Consider the following 22,488-nt stretch of genomic DNA (forward strand, 5'->3'; position numbering starts at 1 on the left):
GGCCGTCCAGCTGTTCCGGCGCGACGGTTCGGTCGTGCGACACGGCATCGAAAACCACCGCCGAAAGTATTAGCACTCCCGCCCCGGGAGTGCTAACTTTGATGGTGCACAGCTTCCGGCGCCCGCCGCCGTGGTGGCGCCGACGTCAATGAGATGGAGGTGATTGCTGTGCTGCGGTTCGATCCATTCCATGACATCGACACAGTTGCTCGCCAGTTGCTCGGCGAGAACGTCGGGTCGACGCGCGCACCGCGCTTCATGCCGATGGATCTGTTCAGAGCGGGCGACCACTACGTCCTCAACGCCGATCTGCCCGGTGTGGATCCCGGCTCGGTCGACGTGAGCGTGGACAACGGCACCCTCACCCTGCGCGCGCAGCGCAGCGTGCCGAGCGAGGAAGGCGTCCAGTGGATTGCCTCCGAGCGCTTCGCGGGCACCTACATGCGCCAGCTCTCCCTCGGCGACAACGTCGATGCCGACAAGATCAGCGCGACCTACAACAACGGCGTCCTCTCGGTGACCATCCCGATCGCAGAACGGGCCAAGCCGCGCCGCATCGAGATCTCCGGCCACTCGCAGCCGAAGACCATCGAGGCGGGCGGCAGCTGAGCCATTCCGGTACCGCGGTTCGCTGAAGCCTGCCGCGGTACCGGTCCCCTATCCCTCTCCGCCGCAGCAGCCTCGGTTCGGCACGGTGCGCATTTCCCTGGTCTCGGCATTGCGCGCGGCCAAGTCCGCGTCGGCCGGGTAGTCGACAGCGACCAGGCTCAGGCCGTGGGCGGGCGCGACGGTCACCGCGCTGGAACGCTCGGTCTCGTTCAGTAGTCCGGCGATCCACTCCGGCGTACGCCTGCCCTCGCCGACGGCGAGCACCGCGCCGACCAGGCTGCGCACCATCGACCAGCAGAACGCGTCCGCGCTGACGTACGCGGTGAGCAGGTCCCCCTCGCGCTCCCAGTCGAAGCGCTGCAATTCGCGGACCGTGGTCGCGCCCTCCCTGCGGCGGCAGAACGCGGCGAAATCGTGCAGCCCCAACAGGTTTCCGGATGCCGCGCGCATGGCGGCCAGATCCACACCGGGGCGGCACGGCACGATGCTACGGGCGGTCAGCGGCTCGGCGCCGTAGGGCGCGGTGGTGAGCCGGTACACGTAGTGGCGGCGGATCGCCGAGAAGCGCGCGTCGAATTGCGGCGGCGCGAGCCGGGCGGCCTTGATGCGCACGTCTTTCGGGAGGAAGCGCGCCATCCTGTGCACGAGCTTGTCGCCGTCGAACTCGGCGGTGGTGTCGAAGTGCGCGACCTGTCCTTCGGCGTGCACGCCCGCGTCCGTGCGACCCGCGACGGTCAGCTGGATCGGCTCACGGAACACCTTGCTCAGCGACTCCTCCAGCACACCCTGCACGGTGCGCAGGCCCGGCTGGCGGGCCCAGCCGATGAAATCGGTTCCGTCGTAGGAGATGTCGAGGCGCACCCGTACGGCGGCCGGGGCCTCGGCGGCCGCTGCGGGCTCCGGCTGCGAGCTCACCGTTCCCATCGAATCCTCCACTGTCACAACGACTCCTCATCGACGCGAATGAGCCCGCCACCCACAAGGGCGGCGGGCTCATTCGAGAAATCCCGACCCAGGTCAAGCGTCCGGCACATCCCCGCATGCGCGGGGAACAACCCGACGTCAGGCGTCAGGCGTCCTTCTTGTCCTCGGCGGACTCGTCGGCGGGCTCATCCCCGGCAGTCTGGGGAGCCGATTCCTCGGCGGTCTCGGCGACAGCCTCGTCCGTCTTCTCCTCGGCGGCCGCCGGAGCGGCCTCTTCCGCCTTCTGCGAAGCGGCCACGCGACGGGCGCGATCGGCCTCGTTGGTCACGGTCTTCTCCCGGACCAGCTCGATGATCGCCATCGGCGCGTTGTCACCCTTACGCGGCAGCGTCTTGGTGATGCGGGTGTAGCCACCCTCGCGTCCATCGAACGACGGCCCGATCTCCGCGAAGAGCGAGTGCACGACGTCCTTGTTGCGGATCACCTTCAGCACCTCGCGACGGTCGGCGAGGGTGCCGCCCTTCGCCTTGGTGATGAGCTTCTCCGCGTAGGGGCGCACGGCCTTGGCCTTGGCCTCGGTGGTGGTGATCCGGCCGTGCTCGAAGAGCGCCGTGGCCAGATTGGCGAAGATCGCCTTCTGGTGCGACGCCGACCCGCCGAAGCGGGCACCCTTCTTGGGCTTAGGCATTGTTGATTCTCCTTGTATGCGGCCGGGCCGGGGCGCCTACCCCAGCGGCCTAGAGCTGTTCGGTCTCGGCGTAGTCCTGCTCGCCGCCATCGGTGTCACTGAACGTGCCGCTGTCGCTCCACGTGCCGGTGCTCGCGTCGTAACCCACCACGGAGGACGGGTCGAACGACGCCGGGCTGTCCTTCAGCGAGAGGCCGAGCGCGTGCAGCTTGACCTTCACCTCGTCGATGGACTTCTGGCCGAAGTTGCGGATGTCCAGCAGATCCGACTCGGTGCGGGCGACCAGCTCGCCCACCGTGTGCACACCCTCGCGCTTGAGGCAGTTGTAGGACCGGACGGTGAGGTCCAGGTCCTCGATCGGCAGACCGAACGAGGCGATGTGATCCGCCTCGGCCGGCGAGGGGCCGATCTCGATGCCTTCGGCTTCGACGTTCAGCTCGCGAGCCAGGCCGAACAGCTCGACCAGGGTCTTGCCCGCCGAGGCGAGCGCGTCCCGCGCGCTGATGGAGTTCTTGGTCTCCACGTCCAGGATGAGCCGGTCGAAGTCGGTGCGCTGCTCGACACGGGTGGCCTCGACCTTGTAGGTCACCTTGAGCACCGGGGAGTAGATCGAATCCACCGGGATCCGGCCGATTTCCGCACCCGACGCCTTGTTCTGCACAGCGGGGACGTAACCGCGACCGCGCTCGACGACGAGCTCGATCTCGAGCTTGCCCTTGTCGTTCAGGGTGGCGATGTGCATGTCCGGGTTGTGCACGACGACGCCGGCGGGCGGCACGATGTCACCGGCGGTGACGGTGCCGGGACCCTGCTTGCGCACGTACATCGTCACCGGCTCGTCCTCCTCCGAGGACACGACCAGACCCTTGAGGTTCAGGATGATGTCGGTGACATCTTCCTTCACGCCGGGGACGGTGGTGAACTCGTGCAGAACGCCGTCGATGCGGATGCTCGTGACCGCGGCCCCCGGGATCGAGGACAGCAGGGTACGCCGCAGCGAGTTGCCGAGGGTGTAGCCGAAGCCCGGCTCGAGGGGTTCGATGGTGAACTTCGAGCGGTTCTCGGCCACGACCTCTTCGGTCAGGGTCGGACGCTGGGAAATCAGCATGAGGATCATCCTCCTTTTAGGGCGCCCGCTATTTGACGCCTCGTTTTAAGGGGTTGTGCGGCAGGGGCGAAACCCCCGCCGCACCAGCGGCATTCGCTGATTACTTCGAGTAGTACTCGACGATCAGCTGTTCCTGCAGCGGCACATCGATCTGGGCGCGCTCCGGCTCCTGGTGGACCAGGATCCGCAGACGGCCCGGGATCACCTGCAACCAGCCCGGAACCGGGCGATCGCCGAGGGTCTCCCGCGCGACCTGGAAAGGCAGGGTCGGCAGCGACTTTTCCTTGACGTCGATGATGTCGTACTGGCTCACCTTGTAGCTGGGCACGTCGACCTTGACGCCGTTGACCAGGAAGTGGCCGTGGCTGACGAGCTGACGGGCCTGGCGACGGGTGCGCGCCAGACCGGCGCGGTACACGACGTTGTCGAGGCGGGTCTCGAGCAGACGAAGCAGGTTGTCACCGGTCTTGCCCTTGAGGCGGTTGGCCTCTTCGTAGTACCGGCGGAACTGCTTCTCCATGACGCCGTAGGAGAAGCGAGCCTTCTGCTTCTCCTGCAGCTGGAGCAGGTACTCGCTCTCCTTGATACGCGCACGGCCGTGCTGGCCGGGCGGGTACGGGCGACGCTCGAACGCCTGATCGCCGCCGACGAGGTCGACGCGCAGACGACGCGACTTGCGGGTGATGGGTCCGGTGTAACGGGCCATTTCGCTCTACCTTCCTTTCCCGCTAGACGCGACGCCGCTTGGGCGGACGGCAGCCGTTGTGCGGCTGCGGGGTGACATCGGAGATCGTGCCCACCTCGAGGCCTGCGGCCTGCAGCGAACGGATCGCGGTCTCACGGCCCGAACCCGGGCCCTTGACGAACACGTCGACCTTCTTGACGCCGTTCTCCTGCGCCTTGCGGGCAGCGTTCTCGGCGGCGAGCTGCGCGGCGAACGGGGTCGACTTACGCGAACCCTTGAAGCCGACGTGACCCGACGACGCCCAGGAGATGACGTTGCCGTTCGGGTCGGTGATGGACACGATCGTGTTGTTGAACGTGCTCTTGATGTGCGCGTGGCCGTGCGGGACGTTCTTCTTTTCCCTGCGACGCGACTTCTGGGTCTTCTTGGGGCCGGAGGCCCTGCTCTTAGGAGGCATCCGTATCCCTTACTTCTTCTTGCCTGCGACGGTGCGCTTCGGGCCCTTGCGGGTGCGCGCGTTGGTCTTGGTCCGCTGGCCACGCACGGGCAGGCCACGACGGTGGCGCAGGCCCTGGTAGCAGCCGATCTCGATCTTGCGGCGGATGTCGGCCTGCACCTCACGGCGCAGGTCACCCTCGACCTTGAACTCCGAAGCCTCGATGTAGTCGCGGAGCTTCGTCAGGTCGTCGTCGCTGAGGTCCTTCGAACGCAGGTCCGGGCTGACGCCGGTGGCCTCGAGGATCTCCTGGGAGCGGGTACGGCCGATGCCGAAAATGTAGGTCAGCGCGATCTCCATGCGCTTTTCGCGCGGGAGGTCGACGCCCATGAGACGTGCCATGTGGCAGTTTCCTTAATCGTTGCGGAGGTCTGCTCCCTGTCCGTTCCCCCGTCTTGTTTGGGGCACCGGCCTCCGTACCGGTGGTTGGCTCGCACGCCCCGTTCCCTCTCTCGAGAGCCCGAATTTCCACAGCGTGCGGCTGGAGCTGGGAGTTCTTCTCTGTGCCAATCCGAACTGCGTTCGGTGCTTGGCGGTGAAACGATCAGCCCTGGCGCTGCTTGTGGCGCAGGTTGTCGCAGATCACCATGACCCGGCCGTGGCGGCGGATCACCTTGCACTTCTCGCAGATCTTCTTGACGCTCGGCTGAACCTTCACGTCCGTCCAATCTCGTTGCGGTCCACACGGGTGTGAACACAGTTTTTCCCCAGCCTGGCGACTGGGGAAGTCTTCGTTGTGCCGTCCTCGCGGACGGTGGTCAAATGAAACGACTCAGGCGAGTGCGTTCCCGCAAGCTCGCCCGCTCGATTCACTTGTATCGATAAACGATGCGACCGCGGGACAGGTCGTAGGGCGAAAGCTCGACGACCACCCGGTCCTCGGGAAGGATGCGAATGTAGTGCTGCCGCATCTTTCCGCTGATGTGCGCGAGAACCTTGTGCCCGTTCTCGAGCTCGATCCGGAACATCGCATTGGGCAGCGGCTCGACAACTCGACCCTCGACCTCGATGGCCCCGTCTTTCTTCGCCATGTCCTCCGCGATCCCGGTTCGCTGGTCGGCATTGCCGATCGAACCTGGTGTGATTGCCTGGTGTCTGCTTGTATGTACCGGTCGGCGTAACCGGACCGGCGGCATGCAAACAGGCGGCGCATAGGTGCACCGCCGCTCCAGCTTACCGGGAGGCATCCGATCCGGCAAAAACACCTCGCCGTGCAGTCCCCGGCGTGGCCGCTCCCTGCCCCGCGTCGAGCGACGCCGGTCACGTAAACTGACCGAGTCCAGGAAACGGTCGAGCAGACTTAGGGGGATGCCGTGAGCCAGCGTACCGGGCGTGCCGCAGGCGCCGCGCCCCTCGGCCACGGCGGGGCCGAGCGCGAGCGCAGCGGGCGAGCCATCTCGGGCACGACGAAGCCGAGCGACAGTGAGGCGATGCGGTGAGTCGCAACAACGACGGCCTGCCGATGCTGCCGCCGTGGCTGTCCGACAGCGAGGTCAACGGCGGCTACGAGGCACCGGTACAGAATCTTCCGCACGACGACATCATCGACGACGCACCCGACCGCAAACGCAAGGGCCGCAAATCGCAGGCGCCGGAAGGCCGGCACGACGCGAGTCAGGGCTCCGGCCGCAAGGACAAGAAGCGCAGGTGGCTGGGCCGCGACAAGGACGAGCCGGTAGAGGAACAGCCCGCCGAGCCGCAGCCGCGAGGGGATTCGTGGGGTCGGCCGCAGTCGGGTGATTCGTGGTCGTCAGGCACGGACGCCGAGGGTCGCCCCGGGCAATCGCCGCAGCAGACCGCGCACGGCCAAGGCGACCGCAATGGTTCATGGCAGCCCATGGAAGGTCCCGGTCGGACCAGCGGGCCGGGCAGCGCGCCTCAGCAGCCGATGGAAGGACGCGGGCCGGTGCCGCCGCAAGGCGGCGGTGGCTATGTACCCCAGCAGCCGATCGGTGATTCCGGCCGCCAATCGACGGGCGGGCCTGGTCGAACGCAGCCGGATCAATTCGGCGGGCCGGGCCTGATTCCCCCACAGCAGTTCGGCGGCCAGGGACAGCCGGGCCAAGAGCCGGTCGGCGACGCCGGGCGGTGGAGTAGTGGACCGGAGCAGGCGCATCCGGGGCACTTCGGTGGGCCCGGTCAGGCGTCCCCGCAGCAATTCGGCGGCCCCGGTCGCGATTCGCGACAGCACGGTGGCCCAGAGCAGACGTATCAGCCGCCGATCGGCGGCCCTGGTCAAGCGCCACCGCAACACGGCGGCCCCGGCCAGGTGCCGACGCCGCAGCACGGCGGACCCGAACAGATCCACGGCGCGTCCGCGTATGCGCCCGGTTCGACGAGCGGGCCCGGACAGCAACAGCATCCGACGGGCCCCGGGCAACCGCCGATCGACGGATCGGGCGCGCAGCATCCGGACGCCCAGCGCACAGGCTCTCGCCTGCCCACCCGGCAGCCGAGCCAGCCTTCCGAGGGCTTCCAACCCCTCGGTCAGCGCACGCCCACGCCGACGACCCCGCCGCCCGCACCCGAGCCGCCGCCTTCGAACGAGGCGACCACGCGCTACCAGCGCCAGCTCCCCGACCTGCCGCCACCGCCGAGCGAGGTCCGGCCGTCCCCGGCCGAGGACAGCTCTGCCCGGCGGGCCCAGAACGACTTCGCCGCCCGGACCACCGAGGCCGAAGGCCGCATTCCCGCACCGGATGCCGAGCACCCCGTATCCGCTCCGGCGGCTGAGGGTCGCACGGCCGCGCAGACGGGTCAGGTCTTTGCCCCGGCGACCGAGGATCGCACTCCCGCGCAAGCTGGCGAGGGTGACGCCTCCAACGCGGCAGCGCAGGTCGCCGAGGGAAGCACCTCGACCACGTCGGACGCGAGTCGTTCTTCGAGCGAATTCGACAGTGCTCCACCGTGGCTCGCGGGCCCGAGCGCGAGCAGCGCGACCGCCGCGTCGGGTCCGGCCGCAGCCGCGCCATCCGCGGAGCAAGGCCTCCCGCCGCGTACGCAGGAGGGGGCGGCGCCATCGAGCGACGTCCCGCCGTCTTGGCTCGGCGGTGCCGAGCAGCGTCAGCCGAGTACCCGCCCCGAGCTGCCGCCGCCGCCGACCGCCGAACAAGCTGGGGCGCAAGCGTCTTCGCCGACCGCGCAGCCGACGTTCCCGAGCGACATCGCTCGACCGGCCGAGGCCGCCCCGGCCGCGCACTCGGGCGTCCCGGCCGCGCACTCGGGCGTCCCGGGCGGGACGTCCGCGACCCCCGATCCCGCTTCCGGAACCGAGCGTCCGAGCTCTGCGTCTCAGCCGATCGCCGACGATAGAGCGTTCGACGCGAGTCAGCGCTCTTCCACTCGACCCGGCGACCGGGTCGAGGGCGAAATCCCGCAGGGCCCCGCCGATTCCGCGTACGGACGCGAGGCGGTCGGACGAGGCCAGGGCGGCGAGATCACGCGCGACCCGGCCGTAAGCTCGGGCACAGCCGAGGACGCCGAGTCCGCGGGCGGCAGGCACCGATTGCCCGCCGAACCGAGCGCGGGTGAGCGACAGTGGGGCGCACCGGGTCCGGCGCAGGGCGGACATCGGGCTCCGGTCAGCGATCAGCCCGCCCCCGGCCAGGTACGCCGCGATCCCGGCGTGTTCGCGCAGCAGGGCGGCCAGGCGCCGGGCGGCGAAATGCCTTGGTCCCAGTCGGGATACGGCCCGCAGGCGCCGAATCCGCAGGACGGTCCCCCGCCCTCCGGCTATGCCGACCAGCGGCAAGGCGGTTTCGCACCCACCCCGGGTCCCGACGCCAGTGCCTACCACATTCCCGGCGACCGGCGGCCCGGCGAACCGGGGTATCCGGCGTCGTCCGGGCCGGGGACGGTCGAGCCCGCGAACAACGCGCCTGGCTTCATCCCCGCGGCAGCCGAACAGCACCCGTCCTCCCCTCCGGCGTGGAACCAGGCGGCGCAACCTCCCGCGCCCCCGCAGGGTCCCGCTGCCGAGAGCTGGGGCCAGCAGCCGCACCGACCGGCCGCCGAGAGCTGGGGCCACCAGCCGCACGGCGGTCCGCACCAGCACGGCCAGCCCTCGCTGGACGACGTGCCGTTGCGCCGCGCCAAGAAGGCGCCGGGCAGCGGGTGGCGTAAAGCCGTGCACCACATGTCCGGTGGCGCGATCAATCCCGGCATGTCGGCCGAGGAGTTGCGGCTGCAGGAACTGGTGGCGCGGATCAGGCAGCCCGTCCGCGGCGATTACCGCATCGCGGTGCTCTCGCTGAAGGGCGGCGTCGGTAAGACGACGACCACCATGGGCCTCGGGTCCATCTTCGCCTCCATCCGCGGCGACCGGGTGATCGCGGTCGACGCCAACCCGGACTTCGGCACTCTCTCCCAGCGAGTTCCTTTGCAAACCCGGTCGACGGTGCGCGATCTGCTGCTCGATCCGTCGATCGAGCGCTACTCGGACGTGCGCAGGCATACCTCGCAGGCCACCAGCCGACTGGAAGTGCTTGCCAGCGAACGCGATCCGGCGGCGTCGGAGGCGTTCAACGACGAGGAATATCGAGCGGTCGCCCGAATCCTGCAGCGCTACTACAACATCATCCTCACCGACTGCGGCACCGGACTGATGCACTCGGCGATGGCGGGCGTGCTCGACCTGGCGCACTCGCTGGTGCTCATCTCGTCAGCGGCGATCGACGGCGCGCGCAGCGCCGCGGCGACGCTGGACTGGTTGTCCCTGCACGGTCACGATCACCTGGTGCGCAACGCCGTCGTGGTGATCAACCTGCCGCGTGAGGGTTCGCCGAACGTGGGCGTGCAGCAGCTGCGCGAGTACTTCCTGTCGCGGTGCCGCGCGGTGCACATCATCCCGTACGACTCGCACCTCTCGGAGGGCGCCGAGATCGACCTGCATCGGCTCAGCAAGCAGGCCAAGCGCGCCTACGTGGAACTGGCCGCGACGGTCGCCGACGAGTTCGGCGTCGACCACCGCCGTTTCCACGCCTGAGCGCCGGGTTCGATCGAGAACGCCTTCGACGAAGAACACAGCGCGACAGCCGTTGCGCACCAAGAAGGTTCGCCGGTCGGGTGCCGAGGAGGGGGTACGGCACCCGACCGAACGAACCACCTCACCACTCGGGCAGCCGCCTCCGACCCGCGAGCACGTCGCGGATCAGGTCGTCGTAGGCGTCCGCCAATTCGGCGAGATGGTGCCAGGCGCAGTGCAATAGCTCGTCGTGCGCGTCGAGAGTCATCAGCGCGTGGTGCGCACGCACCGAGGACTCCGCGAGCCGATCGATCACCGCGCCTACGGTCTCCGTGTGCAAGGTGGCGCCGAGCCGATGCTGGGGGACGCTGCGCGTCACCCAGTCATCGATGGCCAGCACCAATTCGCCTCGGCGCCGTTCGTTTTCGAGAATATGCGTCGGATCGGTGCTGACCGAGCCGCCGCGGCCGACCAGCCGCCGCTCGTGCAGCACCGCCAAATCACGGGCGAACCAGAGCAAGGGGCCACCTACGACCCGATGCCCTCGACACGCCCGAACAAGTAGATCCGAAGTGGGCAGTAGCCCGGTAGTCACGGACTGCACTGCCGTATCGACACACCGGGGTGTGTCGGGAAGAGCCATCACAACCGTTGATGAATCCGAACCTGCCACGTTGCCTCGCCGTTCATCGCCGCACAACACCGGATCAGGACGTTCATTACAATAAACCTCTGAAGGCACCTGTCAAGCGTTACCCGCCCGTAGGAGGTAACGAAGAGTACACTTCGTTACCTGCACGACCACCGAGGAGCAAGATGGCGGACGGTCCGACGTATCACCGGATCGCAGACCTCCTCCGCGAGGAGATCCGCTCAGGCAAATGGAATCCGGGCGATCGACTTCCGAGTCACACCGAGCTCGCCGAGCAGATGCAGGTCTCGATCACCACGGCCCGCAACGCCGTACAGGTTCTTGTCGCCGAAAATCTCGTCTATACAGCTACTTCCCGCGGAACGATCGTCCGAAACCAGGAAGTGCTCGAGTCGGTGATGACCGACCATATCCGTCCCGACCGCCCCAAGACGCCGCACGACATCTTCGAAGAGATCGCCCGCCGCGCGGACCGGGTGCCCACCAAGGAGTTCAGCGCGCGGATGGAGCCCGCGACGGCGCAGGTCGCGCAGTGGCTCGGCGTGCCGGAGGACTCTTGGGTGCTCGCCCGCACCGTCGTGCAGTACCTGGACAACGAACCGTGGTCCTGGGAGGTCAGCTTCTATCCCCGAGACCTGGCCGAGGCCACCGGAATCGACTCGCCGCACGACATCCCCGAGGGCACCACCCGCAGGATGGCCGACCGCGGCCACCCCGAGACCGCCCACCGCGACACGCTCGTGGCGCGGCCGGCCAGTGCGGAGGAGGCGATCGTGCTCGGCGTCGCGACAGGAACGATCTTGCTGGATCATCTGCGCATCGGCGCGGATCGCACCCGGGTCACCCGGGCGACGAGGCAACGCTCCATCGCCACGCGCAACCGCTTGGCCTACGAACTCGGCGACGCCGAGGGAACCGCCGTCATCCGGCAAACTTTGGGCGATTCGTATAGGCCAGGTATCTCTTTGCTATGACTACCGTTTTCCGCCAGGCCGACATCGGTGATCTCGGCATGATCTGCCGCCTGCGCGTCCAGCGCACCGCCTGGCTCACTGCCCGCGGTTCCGACCAGTGGACGATCGCCGGTCGCGGACTGCCCATCGAGATTTTCGCCCGCGGGGTCGGCCGCTCGCTGGACGCGGGCGAGACCTGGATCGCCGAGGTGGATGGCGAACCGGCAGCAACCATTACCGTCAACGATCGCGCCGACCCCGGCCTGTGGTCGCAGTGGGAGCTCGCCGACGCGGTCGTCGTGCACTTCATGATCGTCGACCTGCGTTTCGCCGGGCAACGTCTCGGCCATCGCATGCTCGCGCACGCCGGGCAGCTGGCCAGGGAACGCGACCGCGACTGGGTTCGCCTCGATGCCTGGACGACCAACGCCGACCTGCACGACTACTACCGCAGAGCGGGCTTCCACATGGCGCGCATCGCGGGACCGATCGCCCGCGGCCCCTCTCGCGCGCTGTTCGAACGCCGCACCGACAGCTGGGATTTCGAGCAGAAGCTCGCCATCCCCGCCGCGGGCCTGCCGTCGGCGACACCCCTACTGGACCCGCCGACGGACACCATCCTCGCTCCCCCGGCGCTGCCGAACTGAGCAGGCAGCGCCGGAGCGAAGGCGGAGGTACGCCTTACAGCGGCGGCAGGTACGCCACCTGGATCATCTCGTTGCCGCCGCGAGTAACCAGCGTGCCACGGCCGGGCGGCAGCTTGGTGGCGCGGATGTCGCCGATGATCTTGCCCTCGTCCTTGGGCGCGCTCATCAGCAGCGCGTCCACACCCATTTCCTTGAGCGAGCCGAGCACCTTGTCGAACATGGCCCGGCTGGCGCCGCCGGCGCGGCGGCTCAGCACCACGTGCAGACCGATATCGCGCGCCTGCGGCAGGAACTCGATCAGCGGCTCCAGCGGGTTGCGCCCACCGGAGACCACCATCTCGTAATCGTCGACGACGACATAGATCTCGGGCCCGGTCCACCAGCTGCGTTCACGCAGCTGCTGTGGCGTGATGTCGTTGCCCGGGATCCGCTTCTGGAGATAGTTCGCGACTTCCTTGATCATCCCGAAGGACGTCTGCGCGGAGGTCGAGTATCCGGCCAGCTGCGCCCCTTCCAGCACTCCGAGCATGGTGCGCCGGTAGTCGATCAGGATGACGCGGGCTTCCTCGGAGGTGGAGTTCTCGGTGATGCCCGCGACGATATTGCGCAGCAGCGTGGTCTTACCGCACTCCACATCGCAGAAGCTGTAGAAGTGCGGCTGCACCGCGAAATCCATGACGATCGGTTGCAGGTCGGTCTCGCCGATGCCGATGACGGCCAGCGTCTTGCTCTGCTGGATGCCCCGCCGCGCCGCCTCCGCGAGCACGGCCTCGCGCGAGAGCTCCATCGGCAGCATCCGGACCTCGGGCGCGTTCCGGCCTGCGTAGAGTTCGCTGAGCTGCTGCTTGGCGATGCCGATTCCCTCGGACAGAGTGTGTGGATCGGAGTCGGAGTCCAAGCGCGGCAACGCGATCAGCAGATGCAGCTTTTGCGCGGTGAGACCACGGCCCGGACGCCCGGTGGGCACCAGCACCGCGGTTCGCCGGTCCATCTCGGAGTCGGACGGGTCGCCGAGGCGGAGCTCGATGCGGGTACCGATGAGGTCCTTGATCTGCGAGCGGATCTCCGGCCACCGGGTGGTGGAGACGATCAGGTGGACACCGTAGGAAAGACCCTGTGCGGCGATGGCATTGAGCTGCGGTTCCAGCATGTCGTAATCGGCGCGGATGGTTGGCCAGCCGTCGATGACGAGAAAGACGTCACCGTGCGGATCCTGAGCGAGCGGGTCGGCTTGCCGCTCGGCAGGCGACTTCTCCGCCAGCAGCGCTTTCCGCCTGCGGAATTCGACGATGGAGTCGATGCCCAGCTCACGGAACAGCTCCTCGCGGTGGCGCAGGATGCCCGTCACTTCCGCGATGGTGCGGCGGATCCGATCGACTTCCATGCGACCCGCGACGGAACCGACATGCGGTATCCCCACCAAACCGGAGAGTGTGCCGCCACCGAAGTCGAGACAGTAGAACTGCACCTGCTCGGGTGTGTGGGTGGCGGCCGCGGCCATGATGATGGTGCGCAGCGTGGTCGACTTACCCGACTGCGGACCACCGACGACCGCGACATTGCCCTGCGCCGCGGACAGATCCACGATCAGCACGTCGCGGCGCTGCTCGTAGGGCTTGTCGATGACACCCAGTGGCAACCACAGCTGTCCGTGCCGGTTGACCGGCGAGCGCCAGTCCGGATCGGGCAGCAACATGTCGACCGACGGCGACTCGTCCAGTGGCGGCAGCCACACCTCGTGCGCCGGGCGGCCGTGGCCGCGGAGGCGATCGACGACGGTGGTCAGCAGCGTCGCGGGAACGGCCTCGGCGACCGGCACCGAGTCCTGCTCCTCGTCGCCATCCACGAGTTGCCCTGGCGGCGGCGGTAATTCGGGCAGGCCCAGCCGTCCGGGGGGCGGCGGCAGCTCGGGCCTTCCCCCCGGCACGGCCTCCCGTTCGGACTCGACTTTCTCCGGCAGCGCCACCGGCGCCGCGGTGAACACCGCGGGCGACTGACCGCCGACGGTCTTGCCGTCCACCTTCCGGCTGACACGCGGCGAAACATACGGCCCGGACACGTAACTGGCGTTGAAGCGCAGCGGATCGTCGGCATCGCTCTTGAGGTAGCCGGAGCCAGGCACGCTGGGCAGGTGGTAGGCGTCGGTGATGCCGAGCACCGCCCGGGACTCATTGGCCGAGAACGTACGCAGACCGATCCGGTAGGACAGATGCGAGTCCAGACCGCGCAGCTTGTTCTCCTCCAAGCGCTGCGAAGCCAGCAGCAGATGCACTCGCAGCGAGCGGCCCAGGCGGCCGATCATCACGAACAGGTCCGCGAAATCCGGTTTCTGCGAGAGTAGTTCGGAGAACTCGTCGACCACGACGAACAGCGCGGGCAGCGGATCCAGGTTGGCGCCCGCGGCGCGAGCCTTCTCGTATTCGGTGACGTTGGCGAAGTTGCCTGCCGCGCGCAGCAGCTCCTGGCGCCGGGTCATCTCGCCGGAGAGGGCGTCCTTCATGCGGTCGACGAGGGCGAGTTCCTCCTCGAGGTTGGTGATGACCGCGGAGACGTGCGGCAGCGAGTCGAGGCCGAGGAAGGTCGCGCCACCCTTGAAGTCGACAAGGACCAGGTTCAGCAGATCGGGCGAGTGCGTGGTCACCATGGACAACACCAGCGTGCGCAGGAACTCGGACTTACCCGAACCCGTTGCGCCGATACACAATCCGTGCGGACCCATGCCGTTCTCGGCGGACTCCTTGATGTCGATCTCGACCGGCGTACCGTCGGGCGTGACGCCGATCGGCACCCGCAGCCGTTCCCGGTCGCTGCGCGGGCGCCACACCACCGCGGGATCGATCTGGGCGGCGTCGGGAATCTTCAGCAGCGCCATCAGGCCGGGATCGGCCCGGATCTCGTCACCCAGGCTCACCATCTGGGCGGCGGTCGCGATGCGATAACGTGCCAGATCCCGGGCCAGCGCGTTCGCCTCGGCGCGGGTCACCTGATCGGCGGTGGCGAATTTCTCGACGCCCGCAGCGGATTTCGCGGCCACCATGCCGTCGTCGGTGACGACGAGTTGCAGGCCGCGGCGCACCGCGAGACCGCTCTGCGGTGCGGTCAGGTCGAGCACGGTCACCGAGTCGAGGCCCGCGTCGCTGACGACGCGTTCGGAACCGCTGACGTAGCCGTCGTCGATGATCACCAGCAGATGGATCCGGCCCGCTGTCGGCTGCGCGTTACGCATGAAGCGACCGCGCTCGACCAGCTCGGCGGACATGGATGTCTCCAACTCGGCCAGCGAGCGGTACATCATCCGGACCGAGCCCATGCCGTCCCGCTCAACCGGATGTTGCAGATGCGGGAGCCATTTCGCCCAGGACCAAGCCGGGCCGTCGGGGTCGGCACAGATGATGGCGAGCGCAGTGTGGTCGGGGCCGTGGAAGGTGGTGAACTCCATCAGCATCGAGCGCACCAGCGTGAGCACGGCTTCACGGTCGCCTTCGACATTGATTGCGGGGAACGCGCGCAGCGAGATGGCGGTGGGCAGGCCGTGCACCACCGAGTGGGTGCGCACGAACCGGCGCAAGGCGACGGTGGACACCGGTTCCAGGTCTTCCAGCGGACCGGTCTCGGGCCGGGCCAGCTTGGTGGCCAGGCGGTGGCTGCCCACGCCGACCCGCACGTGCCCGAAATCCGGGTCGTTGGGCCTGCGTTCCCACATCCTGCGGCTGCCGACCACCGATTGCAGGTCGCTCGGTTCGGGATGACTCCACCGCAGCGCCGCCAGCTGCTGGTTACCGGTCTTGCGCACATCCTTGCGGACCTGATCGAGGTAGCGGAAGTAGTCCTTGCGCTCCTCGTTGAGCTCGGCGGCCTTCTTCGGCCCGCCGCCGCCGCGCATGCCCGCCATCATGCCGAACATCGACATCAGCATCATGATCGGGAACATCATCATGAACGGGTTGGCCAGCAGGTTGCGGCCCATCATGACCATCATCGCGATCATGCCGACCACGGCGACCACCATGACCACCGGCATCAGCTTCATCAGCAGATTGCCGACGACGGGACGATCCAGTTCCGGCGGCGCGGACAACGCGACCTCACCGCCCGGCGGACGCGGCGGCGCGATCCGCGGGCGGCGCACGAAACCTTCGGTTGCCATGTCCTACAACCCCTCTCGGGTTCGTTGCTCCGCACCCGGATCCACACTCACCTGCTTACCCCGCCGGAACGGGATCGAGGCGGCGTAGCCGAGCCCGAGCAGGGCGAGCAGCGTGATCGAGCCGATCGTGGCGACCAGGCGCGGGGCCGGGTCGACGTACGGCGGCGGGGACGGCCCGGCGATCTTGCGCGGTATATCGGAGCCCACGGTGACCGGCTTCTGCGGCAGTTGCGCGGTGAGTGCGGCCAGTGGATCGATCAGGCCGTGCCCGACCTTGTCGTTGCGTCCGTTGTCCGGCGCCTGCGCGGTCAGCTTGATCCGATCGATCACCTCGGCGGCGCTCATTTCCGGGAAGCGCGACCGGACCAGCGCGGCGAGTCCGGAGACGTAGGCGCTGGAGAAGCTGGTGCCGTCGATGGTGGAGTAGCCCTCATTGGTCTGGGTGGCGTTGACCAGCCCGGCGCCACCGGGCTTGCTGTCCAGGGAGACGATTTCGCGCCCCGGCGCGGCGACGCCGACCCACGGACCGTGCAGCGAGAACGGCGAGACCGCGCCCTCGGGATCCACCGAGGCGACCGACAGCACATAGGGCGTGAACCAGGCCGGAGTGACCACGGTGCCCACCGCCGACCAGCCCGAGCGGTCGTTCTGCTTCTCACAGGCAGTGCCCTGCATGATGTTTCCAGCTGCGGCGACGACGACCACATTGCGGTCGTAGGCGTATTTCACGGCGGCGCCCAAGGCGCCGTCGGCGGCACTGGCGTTCGCGGCCATGCACGCCACCTCGGAGATGTTGATCACCGTGGCGCCCATGTCGACCGCGCGGACGATACCGGCGGCCAGGGTGTTGACCGTGCCGTAGCCTTCGCGCGTGATGACGCCCGGCTCCTCCCGGCGATTGCGGTCCTTGGCCTCGTAGGCCGAGCTGAGCTGGCGGATGGCCAGGATCTCGGCTTCCGGTGCGACACCGGCGAATCCGTCCTCCAGGCTGGGCTGAGCGGCGATGATCCCGGCCACGAAGGTGCCGTGTCCGTCGCAGTCGACGGTGCCGTCGGTGGTGGAGACGAAGTCGCCGCCGGCCTGGAGCGCGGGCAGGCGCCAGTGCCGGTTCACGCCGGTATCGATGACGGCGACCTTCTGACCCGCGCCGCGACTGAACTGCCACGCCTCGGCCAAACCGAGGATCCGCTGCGCCAGTGGCGGATCGCGGGGCGCCTCGCCCTGGAGGATGGGTTCGGCGCAAACCTTGGCCTGTTCGGTCTCGTCCGGCGGTCTGGCGCTGGCGGCAAGGCCGAGCACCGCGCCGAGTGCGCCGTCGTCGATCTTCGGCGGCGCGATCGCCACTGCGGGCGTGGGTGTTCCGGTGGCGAGCGCGAGCACCGCCGCCACGGTCACCGCCCGCAGCAGCCGCCGTAGGAGCGGTGCCATGTCAGATGTTCCGGGCGGCCGAGTAGATCTCCATGATCCACAGCACCAGCGGAATGATGGTGCAGATCAAGAGGTATTCGAAAATCTCACCGGTGCGGCGCATGGGTGGCGACATCTCGGTGTGCGGCCCGATCACACCGAAGGCCACCGCGGCCGCGGCCACCACGAGCAGCATGCCGCCGATCGGCAGCAGCCAGTCCTCCTCGCCGAGCGCGGCGCCGACGCCGAGCGCGATCAACGCGATAGCGCCACCGGCGATCAGTGTGCATGCCTGCACCAGGTCGGCGAAGGCGCGCCCGCGCAAGCACAGGATGATCGAGACCACCACGCCGAGGGTGATGCCCTGCCAGCGGGCCGCGCCGAGCGGATCCGCGGCCAGCACCACGCCGATCGCGGCGGCGACGGTGCAGCCGATGATCATGCCGGACTGGTATTCGTTGGCCGCGCGGGCTCGATGCTCGAGGCCGGCGGCCGAGGGTAGGGCGGTGGCGCCGATGGCGCCGATGTCCTTGACGGTGGGACGGGGTTCGTGGTCGGCGGGGTCGATGGCGGCACCCGCGGTCGGCACCGGCGGCACCGGCAGCCGTGCGGCGGCCACGGCAAGGCGCGGCACCAGGGTGATCACGACGAGCGCACCGACCAGCACACCCGCGGCGATCTTGGACAGCGCGGGATCCCAGACCATCCGCACCATCGCGGCCACGCCGCCGAACAGGGCGAGGGTGATGACCGTGGTGAACATGGTCGCCCCGACCCGGGTCAGGCTGTAGAGGACGGCGGCGGCGGTCAGCGTCGCGACACAGGCGAACATCGCGTGCGGACTGCCGAAGGCGTTGGGCACGAACAGCGCGGTGCCCGCGAAGATCAGCAGCAGCGCGTACAGCGACAGCATGATCACCGGCAAGGTCGCCTCGGCCTGATACCGGCGGGCGACCAGCACGGCCGCGCCAGCAGCGATCAGTCCGGCGCCGAGGCCGATGAAACCCACTGCGGCACCGGCGCCGTCGAGCTTGGCCACCGCGAGCAGGTAGCTCCCGGCCAGCACCGCGAGTAGGCCCATGGACAGACCGAGCCAGCGCGCCGACAGCGGCGACCAGTGCCGGAACGAGGTCGCGGTCAGCTTGGCGACGGCGTCGATCACGTCGTCGAACAGCGCCGGCGGCTCCTTGGCGGTCACCGAGCGCAAAACGAGCAACTCACCATCGAAAACCTCGGCCTCGGTGAGCGATTGGTTCGCCGGGATGGGGTCGCGGCCGATCCTGGCCAGCGTCCAATGCTGCGTTTGCAGCGGTGCCCCGTCCTCGTGCTCGGTGAGATCGGGATTGCGCGATTCGATCAGCTCCACCACATCGGTGATAAACGCCGCGATCGGAACTGTGGCAGGCAAACCCAAGTCCAACTGCGTATTGCCGCCGATCACCGAGACGCGGCACAACTCCGGACCTACGGCAGCCACAGCGCTGCTAGACGGATCGGTCACAGCTCGGATGACTCCCTACCTAGAACACACGTCAACGCCATGCAACCTACTCAACTTAACGGAGAAGTCCCTACCTCGCAGTGCCCTTCCGACCCCGCCGACTCCGTCGGCTTTCCAACCCCCGGTGCTCTCTCCACCCCCGCAGACTCCGTCGGCTTTCCACCCTCCGGTGGCTATGCTTAGCGAGGAACAGCATCTCCGTTCGTTTTTAGGGGCAAACCCATATGACCGGCAACCGCCAGGCACAACGCGCGTTCGACGCTGGTGTCTTGTCCTTGGGCATTGTGATCGACGGACAGGAATCTGCCCGCGATCTGGAATACGCTCAGCTGGCCTTCCAGCGCGCCACCGAATGGGATCCCGGTATGTGCGACGCTTGGCTCGGACGCGCGGCCGCCGGCGAGCACACCCGTGAGGTGATCTTCAACCTCTTCAAGACCAGCACCTCGACGCTCTTCCGGGAGCAGCGCAGGCTCGGCCTGCAACCGCGGGTGCTGGCGGGCCGCTTCACCGTCGGTCAGTACATCGACTACCCGCTGGCCAGCTATACCGAGATCTGGCTCGCGCAGGCCGCGCAACTGATCACCGAGGGCGACTACGACGAAGCCGAGAAGGTCCTCGACGAACTGGCCAAACACCGAGCCGCACAGGTCTCCTCGTCGGACCGCGAGATCGACGACCGGATCTGCGCCTACGTCCGCGGCGTGCTGCACTTCACCACGCAGCGCTGGCCCGATGTGATGACCGTGCTGGCCGGTTCGGCGGACTGGGAGGATCCCTACCTGGCCGCGGGCGCCCACGTCATGGTCGGCACCGCCTGTGCCCAGCTGGGTTTGTTCGGCGAGGCGATCCGCCGTATGGAAGCCGCTGAGCAGGGCCCGATTCCGGCCGCGGCGACCACCGCCCGCTTCTGCCGCGGACTCGCCCTGCGCGAGACCGGCGAGGAGGAGAAGGCGCAGGCGCTGTTCGAGAAGGTGTTCTCCGAGGCACCGAGTTTCGAGGCCAACACCATGGCCATGCGCGACCGCAAGTACCGGATCACGGTGACCACCAAGGAGGTCATCGACGCGCGCACCAACAAGTGGGATCCGGCCTCGGCGCCGACGCTGGAACAGATGGGCCAGGAGGAGCGCGACGACAAGGCCAAGCTGATCCTGGAGAAGGCGCGCGCCGAACTCGACGAGCAGATCGGTCTCGCCGGCGTGAAAATGCAGGTTGCGAAGTTGCAGGCAACCGCTCAGCTAGCGCGGATCCGCGCCGAAAAAGGAATGGCGAGCGGATCCCGTGGCCAGCATTTGGCATTCACCGGACCGCCGGGTACCGGTAAGACCACCGTTGCCCGCGTGGTGGCAAAAATTTACTGTGGCTTAGGAATTCTCAAGACCGACAAGTTGATCGAAGCCAAACGTTCCGATTTCGTCGGGCAGCATTTGGGCAGTACCGCGATCAAGACGAACAAGTTGATCGATAGCGCGATGGACGGTGTGCTCTTCATCGACGAGGCCTACACACTGATTCAAACCGGCCTGTCCGGCGGTGACGCGTTCGGTCGCGAAGCCGTCGACACGCTGCTCGCGCGAATGGAGAACGACCGCGATCGACTGGTGGTGATCATCGCCGGATACGACGGCGAGATCGACCGATTCCTGGCCTCCAACGACGGTCTGGCGTCCCGCTTCGCCAAGCGGGTGAAGTTCGATTCCTACTCGCCGGAGGAGCTCGGCGACATCGGGCGTTTCATTGCGCGGAAACGGGATTCGGAACTGGCCGACGAGGCACAGGCGCTGCTGGTCGCCGCCTGCGGTGAGCTCTACCGCAAGGAGGCCACGGATCAGAGCGGAGAGCTCCGGCGTGGCATCGACATGGCCGGTAACGGCCGGTTCATCCGCAATGTGATCGAGGCGGCCGAGGAGGAGCGCGAGTTCCGGCTGGCCAACGACATCAACCTGGATCTCAGCGCCGTGGACGAATCGGTGCTGATGCGGATCGAAGCGGACGATATGCGGAACGCGCTGGACAACGTCCTTTCCACGCTGCGCTGATATCCGGAAGCAGCAGTACGGCCGCGAGTCCGCGGAGCCGTACTGCTGTGCGGGGCAGGTCAGTTGGTGGTCGGCAGGATGTCGTAGCTGACGAGCGCTTCCTCACGCGAGAGCGTCGGCCCGGGTACCAGCTGGCCGATGATCGGCCACGGTGCGGGCCGCGGCTTGTCGGCAAGGCCGAGCAGGGTGGCCGTCTCCTGATCCGGGATGCCGTAGCGAATCCCGTTGTCGGAGATGTAGAACAGGCTGCCCATGCGGACACTGTCCGGCGACATGCCGGTCGTCTGGAGGTACTCCCCCGAGTTCGGCGGGATGTAGGCATGGTCGATGCGGTCGCCGGTGCCGTCCCCGGTGGCCAGGTCCACGACCTTGGCCGACTTCGGCAGCGGCAGTTCACGTCCGGCGAGCAGCGTGATCGTGGCAGCCGGATCGGAGGCCTTCTTGGTCCACTGCATACAGCTGACCTTGTTCTCCTCGGGAGTGAGGATGGTCGGGACCGCCCCTGGGAACTTGTCCACCGGCAGTGGGCTCACCAAAGGGACTCCCACCACCCGGTCCGGCGGCACCGAGATGATCTCGTTCATCTCCTGGGAGTTCGCGTTGCGGATGACCTCGGCGGAGAACGGCGTCAGCCGCTGCACGCCATCGGCGAGCACCACGTACAGCTCCTCGGAGTCGACCCGCTGCACTCGGATCACGCCGCCGATCGGCACGCCCTGCAAGCGACCGGGGCCGGGTTCGCCGAGCCGATCGATCTTCGGCGGGACGATCGCGGGGACTTGAGTGGCGGAATTTAGCATGCCCGCGCTGACCGGACGCGGGTTGTACGCCTGCATGCCCAGCGAGCGCGAGATCACCGAATCGTTCGGATCCACCTCGGCGCGTTTGCCGTCGAACATCAGAAAGGTCTTGCCGCCGCGGGTCACCAGCAGCGCCTCGTTGTCGCGCAGCGGGCGGGCGGTGTTCGGCTCGCTCGAGTCGAGCGCGCCTGCGATGACCGTGGACTTGGCGCCTGCGGAGCGGGCGGCGCTGCCTGCCGCGGACAGTTCCACCGCATCGCACAGGCTCCAGACGGAGTCCGGCGAGGCAGCCCCGGGCAGGGTGGCCGGAACGCCGGGAATGCCCACCATCGGTCCGCGCGGCAGCGTCAGCTTGGATTCCTTGACGGAAGTGGGCTTTTCGTCGCTGGCAGCGATCAGGCGGGCGGAAGCCAGGTTCAGCGCCGGATGCAGCGTGCCGTCGATGATCACGTAGAGCGCGCCGGTCTCCTTGCCCATCACGATGGTCGCATCGCCGATCGAGCCCACCGGGCGCAGGAACGCCAGGATCGCCGCACCGGCGACCACCAGGATGCCGAGCACCGCGCCGACGACCAGCGAGCGGAACTGTGAGCGCATCGGATCGTGCAGCATCCGGATATCGCGCCGAATCAGCGCGTGCTCGTACCTTTTCAGCAGAAACCGGTATCCGTTGACTTGCGCCTTGGTAGTCAACTGTGCGGGCACGAAACGCCTCCGAACTGACGCGGGTACAGCGGACCGAGCATTTCACCCGGCACGCTTACAGTACCTACCCGCCCCGTCGGCTACGCAAGCTCCGCCGACTGCCATCCCCCAGTACCTACCCACCCTGCCGCCTGCCTTCCCGGTAGCGAAGCCGAACAATT

General features: G+C 67.9%; 18 protein-coding genes. 5 read left to right on the forward strand and 13 right to left on the reverse strand.

Annotated elements, in window-relative coordinates; translation table 11 throughout:
• Window positions 1-168 precede the first annotated feature (168 nt).
• Window positions 169-609: an Hsp20/alpha crystallin family protein gene (locus ABZV58_RS11710; RefSeq protein WP_355000539.1), complete on the forward strand. Its 441-nt coding sequence runs from the start codon at window positions 169-171 to the stop codon at window positions 607-609.
• Between the two features lie 48 nt (window positions 610-657).
• Here ABZV58_RS11710 and truA read toward each other — a convergent pair whose 3' ends face one another.
• The 8 genes from truA to infA all read right to left on the reverse strand — a co-directional run bounded on the left by truA (window position 658) and on the right by infA (window position 5,541).
• Window positions 658-1,470 (reverse strand): tRNA pseudouridine(38-40) synthase TruA, encoded by an 813-nt coding sequence (gene truA / locus ABZV58_RS11715; protein ID WP_355000540.1) that lies wholly within the window; start codon window positions 1,468-1,470, stop codon window positions 658-660.
• A gap of 208 nt (window positions 1,471-1,678) precedes the next feature.
• On the reverse strand, window positions 1,679-2,221 hold the full coding sequence (rplQ, locus tag ABZV58_RS11720) for a 50S ribosomal protein L17 (protein ID WP_355000112.1): 543 nt from the start codon (window positions 2,219-2,221) through the stop codon (window positions 1,679-1,681).
• Window positions 2,222-2,270: 49 nt separating this feature from the next.
• The gene (locus tag ABZV58_RS11725) at window positions 2,271-3,329 is read right to left on the reverse strand and encodes a DNA-directed RNA polymerase subunit alpha (protein WP_067785162.1); all 1,059 of its coding nucleotides are present in this window, start codon (window positions 3,327-3,329) and stop codon (window positions 2,271-2,273) included.
• A 100-nt stretch (window positions 3,330-3,429) separates the two neighbouring features.
• On the reverse strand, window positions 3,430-4,035 hold the full coding sequence (gene rpsD, locus ABZV58_RS11730) for a 30S ribosomal protein S4 (protein WP_067785061.1): 606 nt from the start codon (window positions 4,033-4,035) through the stop codon (window positions 3,430-3,432).
• A 22-nt stretch (window positions 4,036-4,057) separates the two neighbouring features.
• Entirely contained in the window at window positions 4,058-4,471 is a 414-nt protein-coding gene (rpsK, locus tag ABZV58_RS11735; protein WP_014981768.1) for a 30S ribosomal protein S11, read from the reverse strand.
• Between the two features lie 9 nt (window positions 4,472-4,480).
• Complete coding sequence (gene rpsM / locus ABZV58_RS11740; RefSeq protein WP_043687550.1) at window positions 4,481-4,852, reverse strand: 30S ribosomal protein S13; 372 nt, start codon at window positions 4,850-4,852, stop codon at window positions 4,481-4,483.
• Between the two features lie 202 nt (window positions 4,853-5,054).
• Entirely contained in the window at window positions 5,055-5,168 is a 114-nt protein-coding gene (gene rpmJ, locus ABZV58_RS11745; RefSeq protein WP_011207363.1) for a 50S ribosomal protein L36, read from the reverse strand.
• 151 nt (window positions 5,169-5,319) lie between these two features.
• Entirely contained in the window at window positions 5,320-5,541 is a 222-nt protein-coding gene (gene infA, locus ABZV58_RS11750) for a translation initiation factor IF-1 (protein WP_003418601.1), read from the reverse strand.
• 2,594 nt (window positions 5,542-8,135) lie between these two features.
• Between infA and ABZV58_RS11755 the strand changes: the two genes are divergently transcribed.
• Complete coding sequence (locus tag ABZV58_RS11755; protein WP_355000541.1) at window positions 8,136-9,494, forward strand: AAA family ATPase; 1,359 nt, start codon at window positions 8,136-8,138, stop codon at window positions 9,492-9,494.
• Between the two features lie 121 nt (window positions 9,495-9,615).
• On the opposite strand, the gene ABZV58_RS11760 is transcribed toward ABZV58_RS11755, so the two are convergent.
• Entirely contained in the window at window positions 9,616-9,993 is a 378-nt protein-coding gene (locus ABZV58_RS11760) for a DUF4254 domain-containing protein (RefSeq protein ID WP_355000113.1), read from the reverse strand.
• A 296-nt stretch (window positions 9,994-10,289) separates the two neighbouring features.
• Here ABZV58_RS11760 and ABZV58_RS11765 point away from each other — a divergent pair, with 296 nt between their 5' ends.
• Window positions 10,290-11,099 (forward strand): GntR family transcriptional regulator, encoded by an 810-nt coding sequence (locus ABZV58_RS11765; protein WP_355000114.1) that lies wholly within the window; start codon window positions 10,290-10,292, stop codon window positions 11,097-11,099.
• Window positions 11,096-11,725 (forward strand): GNAT family N-acetyltransferase, encoded by a 630-nt coding sequence (locus tag ABZV58_RS11770; protein WP_355000115.1) that lies wholly within the window; start codon window positions 11,096-11,098, stop codon window positions 11,723-11,725. The genes ABZV58_RS11765 and ABZV58_RS11770 overlap by 4 nt, the downstream gene beginning before the upstream one ends.
• Before the next feature lie 34 nt (window positions 11,726-11,759).
• On the opposite strand, the gene eccCa is transcribed toward ABZV58_RS11770, so the two are convergent.
• The 3 genes from eccCa to eccD are packed head-to-tail and all read right to left on the reverse strand — an operon-like array spanning window position 11,760 to window position 18,780.
• A complete protein-coding gene (gene eccCa, locus ABZV58_RS11775; RefSeq protein ID WP_355000116.1) occupies window positions 11,760-15,872 on the reverse strand; it encodes a type VII secretion protein EccCa in 4,113 nt (1,370 codons plus the stop codon).
• A gap of 3 nt (window positions 15,873-15,875) precedes the next feature.
• Window positions 15,876-17,300, reverse strand: coding sequence for a type VII secretion-associated serine protease mycosin (gene mycP / locus ABZV58_RS11780; protein ID WP_355000117.1), 1,425 nt, complete (start codon window positions 17,298-17,300; stop codon window positions 15,876-15,878).
• 1 nt (window position 17,301) lies between these two features.
• Complete coding sequence (eccD, locus tag ABZV58_RS11785) at window positions 17,302-18,780, reverse strand: type VII secretion integral membrane protein EccD (protein WP_355000118.1); 1,479 nt, start codon at window positions 18,778-18,780, stop codon at window positions 17,302-17,304.
• A 224-nt stretch (window positions 18,781-19,004) separates the two neighbouring features.
• Here eccD and eccA point away from each other — a divergent pair, with 224 nt between their 5' ends.
• Window positions 19,005-20,822, forward strand: a complete 1,818-nt coding sequence (gene eccA / locus ABZV58_RS11790) for a type VII secretion AAA-ATPase EccA (RefSeq protein WP_355000119.1) — start codon at window positions 19,005-19,007, stop codon at window positions 20,820-20,822.
• Between the two features lie 59 nt (window positions 20,823-20,881).
• On the opposite strand, the gene eccB is transcribed toward eccA, so the two are convergent.
• Window positions 20,882-22,327, reverse strand: coding sequence for a type VII secretion protein EccB (eccB, locus tag ABZV58_RS11795; RefSeq protein WP_355000120.1), 1,446 nt, complete (start codon window positions 22,325-22,327; stop codon window positions 20,882-20,884).
• Between the last annotated feature and the right edge of the window lie 161 nt (window positions 22,328-22,488).

It is taken from the genome of Nocardia sp. NPDC004654 (assembly GCF_040609595.1).
GTDB lineage: Bacteria > Actinomycetota > Actinomycetes > Mycobacteriales > Mycobacteriaceae > Nocardia.

Bases quoted from the DNA above. Each gene is read 5' to 3' on its own strand.
- rplQ (WP_355000112.1), bottom strand. From the start codon at position 2,221: ATGCCTAAGCCCAAGAAGGGTGCCCGCTTCGGCGGGTCGGCGTCGCAC.
- ABZV58_RS11725 (WP_067785162.1), bottom strand. From the start codon at position 3,329: ATGCTGATTTCCCAGCGTCCGACCCTGACCGAAGAGGTCGTGGCCGAG.
- rpsD (WP_067785061.1), bottom strand. From the start codon at position 4,035: ATGGCCCGTTACACCGGACCCATCACCCGCAAGTCGCGTCGTCTGCGC.
- rpsK (WP_014981768.1), bottom strand. From the start codon at position 4,471: ATGCCTCCTAAGAGCAGGGCCTCCGGCCCCAAGAAGACCCAGAAGTCG.
- rpsM (WP_043687550.1), bottom strand. From the start codon at position 4,852: ATGGCACGTCTCATGGGCGTCGACCTCCCGCGCGAAAAGCGCATGGAG.
- infA (WP_003418601.1), bottom strand. From the start codon at position 5,541: ATGGCGAAGAAAGACGGGGCCATCGAGGTCGAGGGTCGAGTTGTCGAG.
- ABZV58_RS11765 (WP_355000114.1), top strand. From the start codon at position 10,290: ATGGCGGACGGTCCGACGTATCACCGGATCGCAGACCTCCTCCGCGAG.
- ABZV58_RS11770 (WP_355000115.1), top strand. From the start codon at position 11,096: ATGACTACCGTTTTCCGCCAGGCCGACATCGGTGATCTCGGCATGATC.
- eccCa (WP_355000116.1), bottom strand. From the start codon at position 15,872: ATGGCAACCGAAGGTTTCGTGCGCCGCCCGCGGATCGCGCCGCCGCGT.
- mycP (WP_355000117.1), bottom strand. From the start codon at position 17,300: ATGGCACCGCTCCTACGGCGGCTGCTGCGGGCGGTGACCGTGGCGGCG.
- eccA (WP_355000119.1), top strand. From the start codon at position 19,005: ATGACCGGCAACCGCCAGGCACAACGCGCGTTCGACGCTGGTGTCTTG.